The 5,206-nt window shown below is 64.9% G+C and carries 7 protein-coding genes; 6 read left to right on the top strand and 1 reads right to left on the bottom strand.

Annotated elements, in window-relative coordinates:
* A partial coding sequence (phnF, locus tag ABYW26_RS10125; protein ID WP_372604720.1) for a phosphonate metabolism transcriptional regulator PhnF occupies positions 1–563 on the bottom strand: 563 nt, incomplete at its 3' end.
* A 94-nt stretch (positions 564–657) separates the two neighbouring features.
* On the opposite strand from phnF, the gene phnG reads away from it, so the two are divergent.
* From phnG to phnL, 6 genes are read left to right on the top strand one after another with little or no spacing between them, the layout of a single operon-like run.
* A complete protein-coding gene (gene phnG, locus ABYW26_RS10120; RefSeq protein ID WP_372604719.1) occupies positions 658–1,113 on the top strand; it encodes a phosphonate C-P lyase system protein PhnG in 456 nt (151 codons plus the stop codon).
* The gene (gene phnH / locus ABYW26_RS10115) at positions 1,113–1,700 is read left to right on the top strand and encodes a phosphonate C-P lyase system protein PhnH (protein ID WP_372604717.1); all 588 of its coding nucleotides are present in this window, start codon (positions 1,113–1,115) and stop codon (positions 1,698–1,700) included. Before phnG ends, phnH begins: the two co-directional genes overlap by 1 nt.
* On the top strand, positions 1,700–2,791 hold the full coding sequence (locus ABYW26_RS10110; RefSeq protein ID WP_372604716.1) for a carbon-phosphorus lyase complex subunit PhnI: 1,092 nt from the start codon (positions 1,700–1,702) through the stop codon (positions 2,789–2,791). Before phnH ends, ABYW26_RS10110 begins: the two co-directional genes overlap by 1 nt.
* Positions 2,788–3,654, top strand: a complete 867-nt coding sequence (locus ABYW26_RS10105; RefSeq protein ID WP_372604715.1) for an alpha-D-ribose 1-methylphosphonate 5-phosphate C-P-lyase PhnJ — start codon at positions 2,788–2,790, stop codon at positions 3,652–3,654. The genes ABYW26_RS10110 and ABYW26_RS10105 overlap by 4 nt, the downstream gene beginning before the upstream one ends.
* A complete protein-coding gene (gene phnK, locus ABYW26_RS10100; RefSeq protein ID WP_372604714.1) occupies positions 3,651–4,433 on the top strand; it encodes a phosphonate C-P lyase system protein PhnK in 783 nt (260 codons plus the stop codon). The genes ABYW26_RS10105 and phnK overlap by 4 nt, the downstream gene beginning before the upstream one ends.
* Positions 4,434–4,436: 3 nt before the next feature.
* The gene (gene phnL, locus ABYW26_RS10095; RefSeq protein WP_372604713.1) at positions 4,437–5,120 is read left to right on the top strand and encodes a phosphonate C-P lyase system protein PhnL; all 684 of its coding nucleotides are present in this window, start codon (positions 4,437–4,439) and stop codon (positions 5,118–5,120) included.
* Positions 5,121–5,206 lie beyond the last annotated feature (86 nt).

The raw sequence follows: 5,206 nt of genomic DNA, 5'->3' as shown, positions 1-5,206 counted from the left end.
GCGCTGGCCAGTTCAGCCGAAATCCGGGTGTCGCGGCGGGTGTAATCGGCGACGCCGTTGGCGGCCAGCGCCTGCGTGACCGAGGTGACCGTCGCGAAGGTGCGGGCGATACCGGGCAGGCGGTCGGCGGGAAAGATGCTTTCGAAATGCGCCAGCGTGGCTTTGCCGGACATCGACAGACCCTCATAGACCGTGACCCGGTCGCCGGGGGTCAGGCGCAGCGCATTGGCTTCGGTGGCATTGCAGGCGCGGGTCTCGACGCGAAGCGGGTGCTTGTGAGCCAGCCGTCCGGTGGCCTCGATATTGCGATGAAAACGGGTGCGCTTGCCGATCGGGTAATCGGTGGGGGCGAGGCTGACAAAGACCCCGGCACCCCGGCGCGAATAGACCGTGCCGCTTTCCGCCAGCGCCGCCAGCGCGTGCCGCACAGTGTGGCGGTTCACCCCGAACCGCGCCGCCAGCGCCGCCTCGGTCGGCAGTTTGCCGCCTTGCGGATACTGACCCTCGGCGATCTCGCGCGCCAGCGTCGAGGTGATGGATTTCCAGATCGGCGTGCGGGCCATGTGTCACCAAAAATTCACAAGACATTCCTTGCCGACTCTCAGGTCAGGCCGGTAAAATTAGTATAGTTGTATAATAATTCTGACAAGGTGTCTAATGCCGGATCTGACCCGCGAACAACAAGACCGACAGGCCTGGATGAGCCTTGCCGCCAAGGCACCGCCCGCGCGTCTTGCGGCACTGATGTCGACCCTTGGCGACTTGCCCGGCTTTGAATGGCTGCAACCGCCCGAAATCGGCGCGGTCATGGTGCGCGGCCGCTCGGGCGGCACCGGGGCGCCGTTCAATCTTGGGGAAATGTCGGTCACACGCTGTTCGCTGGCGCTGAACAGCGGCGAGGTCGGGCATGGCTGGGTGCAGGGGCGCGACAAGGATCACGCCCGCCGCGCCGCCTTGCTGGACGCGATGATGCAGACCGGACGCGCCGACGACCTGCGCGCCCGGGTGCTGGGGCCGTTGCAGGACCAGATGCGCGATGCGCGTCGGATGAGGGCCGAGAAGGCCGCGGCGACGAAGGTTGAATTCTTCACCATGGTTCGGGGAGAGGATTGATGGGCTCACAGGCTTTGACGGGCGGGTTTGAAAACGCCTCGCATGCGTCGGCGCTGGCGTTTCGCGCCGCTTTGGATGCTTTGGCGCGACCCGGCACCATTCACCGGATCGAGGGCGGGCAGGCGCCTGCGCCGCTGTCCCGGGCGGCGGCGACGCTGATCCTGACGCTGTGCGATCCCGAAACGCCGGTGTTTCTGGCCGGGGATTGCGATGTGGCACCCGTGCGTGACTGGGTGACCTTCCACACCGGCGCGCCGCTTGTCGGGCCCAGCAAGGCGGTTTTTGCCATCGGCACATGGGCCGAGCTGAACCCGATTGACCGTTTCGCCATCGGGTCGGCGCAATATCCCGACCGCTCGGCGACGCTGATTGTCGAGACCGCCGATCTGCGCGCCAGTGGCGCCTGCCTGACCGGGCCGGGGATCCGCGATAGCGCCGCTTTCGACCTGCCGGACGTGGCGGCGTTTCAACGCAACGCCGCGCTGTTTCCGCTGGGCGTGGATTTCTTTTTCACCAGCGGCACGCGGGTGGCGGCGCTGCCCCGGTCCACGAAAATCACATGGCCCGAACCTGAGGAGGTGCGCTGATGTATGTTGCGGTCAAGGGTGGCGAACGCGCCATCGACAATGCACATGCCTGGCTTGCCGAGGAACGGCGCGGCGATCCCACCATTGCCGAGCTGTCAGTGGCGCAGATCCGCGAGCAGCTTGCGCTGGCGGTCAACCGGGTCATGGCCGAAGGATCGCTTTACGATCCCGACCTTGCGGCGCTGGCGATCAAGCAATCGCGCGGCGATCTGATCGAGGCGATCTTCCTGATCCGCGCCTATCGCACGACCCTGCCGCGTCTGGGGCATTCGCGCCCGCTGGAGACCGGCGAGATGGCCTGTGACCGCCGGATTTCGGCAACCTTCAAAGATGTGCCCGGCGGGCAGGTTCTGGGGCCGACCTTTGACTATACGCACCGGCTGCTGGACTTCAAACTGGCTGCCGAAGGTGAGCTGCCCAAGGCCGCGCATCAACCGGCCTCGACCGGGGCCATGCCGCGTGTGACCGAATATCTGCGGGACGAGGGGTTGATCCAGACCGAGGCCAACTCGGACGCCACGCCGCCCGATATGACCCGCCAGCCGCTGGAGTTCCCGGCATCGCGCCCGCTGCGCTTGCAGGCGCTGACCCGCGGTGACGAGGGGTTTGTGCTGTCGATGGCCTATTCGACCCAGCGCGGCTATGCCCGCAACCATCCGTTCGTCGGGGAATTGCGCATCGGCGCCGTGGCGGTCGAACTGGACATCCCCGCGCTTGGGTTCGCAGTCGAGATCGGCGAGATCACCGTGACCGAATGCGAAACGGTGAACCAGTTCACCGGCTCAAAGTCCGAGCCGCCGCAATTCACCCGCGGCTATGGGTTGGTCTTTGGCCAGACCGAGCGCAAGGCGATTTCGATGGCGCTTGTCGACCGGGCGTTGCGCTGGGACGAGTTGGGCGAGGACAATCTGGGTGCCCCGGCGCAGGACGAGGAATTCGTTCTGGCCCATTGCGATAATATTCAGGCCACCGGGTTTCTCGAACATATCAAGCTGCCGCATTACGTCGATTTTCAATCCGAGATGGAACTGGTGCGCAAGATGCGCGCGGAAATCGCCGATGGCCAAGCCACGCTGGAGGCGGCGCAATGAGCGACTATAATTTCGCCTATCTCGACGAACAGACCAAGCGCATGATCCGCCGGGCGATCCTGAAGGGTGTGGCGATCCCCGGCTATCAGGTGCCTTTCGCCTCGCGCGAGATGCCGATGCCTTACGGCTGGGGCACCGGCGGGGTTCAGGTCTCGGCCGCGTGCCTGACGCCGGACGATACGCTTAAGGTGATTGATCAAGGCGCGGATGACACCACGAACGCGGTCTCGATCCGCAAGTTCTTTCAGCACACCGCGGGCGTGGTCACGACCGAACACACCGCCGAGGCCACCATCATCCAGACCCGGCACCGCATTCCCGAACAGCCCCTGACCGAGGATCAGATCCTTGTCTATCAGGTGCCGATCCCTGAACCGCTGCGATTTCTGGAACCGCGCGAGACCGAGACCCGCAAGATGCATGCGCTGGAGGAATACGGCCTGATGTATGTCAAGCTGTATGAAGACATCGCCCGTCACGGCAACATCGCCACCTCTTACGCCTATCCGGTCAAGGTTGAAGGCCGATACGTGATGGACCCCAGCCCGATCCCGAAATTCGACAACCCCAAGATGGAGATGGCCGCGATCCAGCTGTTCGGCGCCGGGCGCGAGCAGCGGATCTATGCCATCCCGCCTTACACCAAGGTCGTGTCGCTGGATTTCGAAGATCATCCGTTCGAGCCTTCGAAAGCCGACCATCCCTGCGATCTGTGCGGCGCCGGGCACACCTATCTGGACGAAGTCATCCTCGATGATGCCGGGGCGCGGATGTTCGTCTGTTCCGACACCGATTACTGTGGCGCGCGTCAGGCCGAGGGCCATCGCGGGCGTCTGTCACCCGCCGAGGAGGCCGCGCAATGACCGCTTCACCCACGCCGCTTTTGTCGGTCCGGAACCTTGCCAAATACTATGGCGACCGGATCGGCTGTGCCGATGTGGCCTTTGATCTGTATCCCGGCGAAGTCATGGGCATCGTCGGTGAATCCGGGTCCGGGAAAACCACGTTGCTGAACTGCCTCGCCGGACATCTGGCTCCTGAGTCCGGCGAGGTTCTTTTTGATACCCGCGCGGTCGGTCTGCGCGACACCCTGACCATGAGCGAACCTGAGCGCCGGATGCTGGCGCGCACCGATTGGGCCTTCGTGCACCAGCATGCGCGCGACGGTCTGCGCATGTCGGTATCGGCGGGCGGCAATGTCGGCGAACGCCTGATGGCCGTGGGCGCGCGGCGCTATGACACGATCCGGGCGCAGGCGATCGACTGGCTTGGCCGGGTCGAGATCGACGAAAGCCGCGTCGATGACCGCCCCTCGGCGTTTTCGGGCGGGATGCAGCAGCGCTTGCAGATTGCCCGCAACCTTGTCACCGGGCCACGGCTGGTCTTCATGGACGAGCCCACCGGCGGCCTTGATGTGTCGGTTCAGGCGCGCCTGCTGGACCTGCTGCGCGGATTGGTGCGCGAGATGGGCCTGTCCGCGATCATCGTGACCCATGATCTTGCGGTGGTGCGGCTGTTGGCCGACCGGCTGATGGTGATGAAAGACGGCCGCGTGGTCGAAGCGGGCCTGACCGATCAGGTGCTGGACGACCCGCAGCACGCCTATACCCAACTTCTTGTTTCGTCCGTATTGCAGGTGTGACCGATGATCCGTGTTGAAAACGTCTCAAAGACCTTCACCCTTCACAATCAGGCCGGCGCGGTCATCCGGGTGATGGAGGGCGCGTCGTTCCGTGTTGCCGCTGGCGAATGCATCGCGCTGACCGGAAATTCCGGCGCGGGCAAGTCGACGCTGATGCGGATGATCTATGGCAATTACCTGTCGGCCTCGGGGGCGATCCTTGTCGGCGATACCGATGTGGCCACGGCGGAACCCCGCCAGATCATCGCCCTGCGCCGGCAGACGCTTGGTTATGTGTCGCAATTCCTGCGGGTGGTGCCACGGGTGCCGACGCTGGATGTTGTGGCCGAGCCGCTTTTGGCGCTGGGCATCGACAGGCCCGCAGCACAGGCCCGCGCCCGCGCGCTGCTGACCCGGTTGAATATCCCTCAGACGTTGTGGGGGCTGTCTCCGACGACGTTTTCGGGCGGCGAGCAGCAACGGATCAACATCGCGCGCGGCTTTGTGCACCGCTATCCGGCGATGCTGCTGGACGAGCCGACGGCGTCGCTGGATGCGACCAACCGCGAAACGGTTCTGTCGCTGATCGAGGAGGCCAAGGCGCATGGCGCGGCGATCATCGGCATTTTCCACGATCAGGCGGCGCGCGAGCGGGTGGCGGACCGCGTGATCGACGTTTCGCAATTCGCGCGGGCAGGGGCCGCGTGATGGCAGGCCGATTGTTCGCGGTTGTCGGCCCGTCCGGCGCGGGCAAGGACACGTTGATCGACGCCGCGATTGCGGCCCGCCCCGAT

It is taken from the genome of Actibacterium sp., from assembly GCF_041584535.1.
Classification (GTDB): Bacteria; Pseudomonadota; Alphaproteobacteria; order Rhodobacterales; family Rhodobacteraceae; genus Actibacterium_D.
Note: the sequence above shows the minus strand (reverse complement) of the source record. Positions and strands in the feature narration are given on the sequence as shown.

Excerpts from the sequence above, each read along its gene's own strand:
- phnG (WP_372604719.1), top strand. The coding sequence starts at position 658 with ATGCCGGATCTGACCCGCGAACAACAAGACCGACAGGCCTGGATGAGC.
- phnH (WP_372604717.1), top strand. The coding sequence starts at position 1,113 with ATGGGCTCACAGGCTTTGACGGGCGGGTTTGAAAACGCCTCGCATGCG.
- ABYW26_RS10110 (WP_372604716.1), top strand. The coding sequence starts at position 1,700 with ATGTATGTTGCGGTCAAGGGTGGCGAACGCGCCATCGACAATGCACAT.
- ABYW26_RS10105 (WP_372604715.1), top strand. The coding sequence starts at position 2,788 with ATGAGCGACTATAATTTCGCCTATCTCGACGAACAGACCAAGCGCATG.
- phnK (WP_372604714.1), top strand. The coding sequence starts at position 3,651 with ATGACCGCTTCACCCACGCCGCTTTTGTCGGTCCGGAACCTTGCCAAA.
- phnL (WP_372604713.1), top strand. The coding sequence starts at position 4,437 with ATGATCCGTGTTGAAAACGTCTCAAAGACCTTCACCCTTCACAATCAG.